3 protein-coding genes are annotated in these 2075 nt (G+C 72.5%); 1 reads left to right on the top strand and 2 read right to left on the bottom strand.

Annotated features, from left to right (window positions below; all coding sequences use genetic code 11):
* Nucleotides 1–240, bottom strand: a 240-nt coding sequence (locus E1294_RS51720; RefSeq protein WP_220448446.1) for a lipoyl domain-containing protein, incomplete at its 3' end; no start/stop codon positions are given.
* Nucleotides 241–323: 83 nt separating this feature from the next.
* On the opposite strand from E1294_RS51720, the gene E1294_RS57905 reads away from it, so the two are divergent.
* Nucleotides 324–770 carry a zinc ribbon domain-containing protein gene (locus E1294_RS57905; RefSeq protein ID WP_342775169.1) on the top strand — a complete coding sequence of 149 codons (447 nt, stop codon included), beginning with the start codon at nt 324–326 and terminating at the stop codon, nt 768–770.
* A 16-nt stretch (nt 771–786) separates the two neighbouring features.
* Here the strand turns inward: E1294_RS57905 and E1294_RS51710 are convergent, their stop codons facing one another.
* On the bottom strand, nt 787–1920 hold the full coding sequence (locus tag E1294_RS51710) for an alpha-ketoacid dehydrogenase subunit beta (protein WP_132520651.1): 1134 nt from the start codon (nt 1918–1920) through the stop codon (nt 787–789).
* Nucleotides 1921–2075: the final 155 nt, after the last annotated feature.

The raw sequence follows: 2075 nt of genomic DNA, 5'->3' as shown, positions 1-2075 counted from the left end.
GGTTTCTGCCGGGGAGGTGACGCGGGCGATAGGGTCGCCGGGGGCGATGTCGCGGCCCGCCGGCATCAGCTGAGTCAGAACGCCGTCGTACTCGCTGACCAGCTCCTCCACCGTCTTCGACGTCTCCACCTCCGCCACCACCTCACCCGCGCGCACCGCCGCCCCGTCCCGCGCCAGCCAGGCGACCAGCACGTACGCCGAGTCGTTGCTGTTCAGCTTGGGCACCCGGATCTCAACCATCAGATCCTCCCGAGGGGACCATCACCTTCAGGCCACGGGGGATCCGGGGTGGCAGGGCCGCCAAGGCCCGAGGGTGCCCTGGCGTGTCAGGTGTGCGCATCGCAGTTTTCCTTCCGGGTTTTGTCGGTGCCGGCCGGTACCGTGGCGTTGTCGTCACCGAGCGTGGGAGGTGGGCGTGCGCCAGGTCGTTCGGCCATGACCCGCTCGGCCTCGGGCACGATCGCCCAGCCTGGCCGCAACGTCGCGCAGAAGTCCGGGGTCGAACCGGAGCATCCTGGACGCGGGTTGGGGGGTTCCTGACGGTCCTCGCGCACCAGGTTGAAAGCGCCGGCCGAGAGCTGATCGCGGTGAGCCCCGCCGGCACCTCCCGCACCTGTGCCCGATGCGGTCACTGCGCGCGGAAGAACCGCGTCTCCCAAGCCGGGTTCGCCTGTACGGCGTGCGGCCACACCGCGCACGCCGACGTCAACGCGGCGATCAACATCCTCAGGGCAGGGCTTGCCCTTCGTCAGGCTGCGGAAGCGGCTTAGCGAGAAGCCGCACCCTTCAGGGAGCGGAGGAGTCACCGAGCCCTTCCAGTACGGCGCGGCGGATCGTGCTGTCCTGCACCAGCACGTCCCGTTCCAGGTGGGCGGCCGTGGGGATGACGCTGTCGGCCGAGCTGACCAGCTTGACCGGCCGCCGGAGCCGCCCCCAGAGCCGGGTGTGCAGGTCGGCGGCGACGTGGCCGCCCCAGGTGCCGCCCGCGCTGCCGTCCTCGGCGACACAGATCAGCGGCGCCCGCCCGAGCAGGCCGAGAAGGGGCGCCGGGTCGAAGGGGTACAGGCGGGAGGGGACCAGCAGCACGCCGGCCAGGTCGTGATCGAGCAGCAGGGCTCGCATGGCCGCCAGCGACCGGTGGGCCAGCCCGCCGGGGACGATGACGACGTAGTCGAGGTCGCCGGGAGGGATCTCCGGACCGCCGGCGACCGGTGTGGACCCGGGGCCGGGGCCGGTCGTGGCCGGGTCGAGGCGCACCACCGCCACGTCGCCGGCGAGATCCCATCGGAACAGCTCCTCCGCCACTCCCGGCGGGTACATGCGCCGCGTGTAGAGCACCTTGTCCTCGAAGAGCAGGCACGGCTCCCCCAGCGCGAGCATGCGGTCGAGGACGGCCCGGTTGTCGTGGAACGGCGACATCTCGAACAACGACAGGCCGGGGATGCCGATGAAGTGCTTCTGCGGGCTCTGGCTGTGCGTGGGGCCGTACCCGCGGTGGCCCCCGGAGGCGCAGCGGATCACCAGGGGCATGGGGACGCGGGCGCCGTACATGGTGACGGACTTGCCGGCGAAGTTGAGGATCTGGTCGAAGGCGAGCGCGGCGAAGTCGGCGAACATGATCTCGGCGATCGCCTTGCCACCCGCGAGGGCCAGCCCGGAGGCCGCCCCGACGATGGTCCCCTCGCTGAGCGGGGTGGTCAGGACGCGGTCGGGGAAGCGGGTCGACAGGCCCTTGGTGATCTTGAAGGCGCCTCCGTACGGGTCGAGAAGGTCCTCTCCGAGGACGTACACGGAGGGGTCGTCCTCCAGGAGGCCGTGGAGGGCTCGGTTGAGGTCCTCGCCCACCCGGGCGCCGCCGCGGCCCGCGACCGGCGGAACGGCGGGGTCCGGACGGCCGGGAAGCTCCGCCGGGCTCTCCATCGGGCTCACACCGCCGTCCAGGCCACCGGCGGGCGGGCGGCCACCTCGGCGGCGACCTCGTCGACGCGGGCGTGGGCCGCGGCCTCGATCCTGGCCGCCTGGGCGGGGTGGGCGGCCTGGTAGGCGGCGTACCAGTCGGTGCGGGGGAAGCCGGG

This window comes from Nonomuraea diastatica (assembly GCF_004349015.1).
Classification (GTDB): domain Bacteria; phylum Actinomycetota; class Actinomycetes; order Streptosporangiales; family Streptosporangiaceae; genus Nonomuraea; species Nonomuraea diastatica.
This window is presented reverse-complemented; position numbering and strand designations above follow the sequence as displayed.

Coding starts and splice junctions, on each gene's coding strand:
- E1294_RS51710 (WP_132520651.1), bottom strand. CDS start 1,920: ATGGAGAGCCCGGCGGAGCTTCCCGGCCGTCCGGACCCCGCCGTTCCG.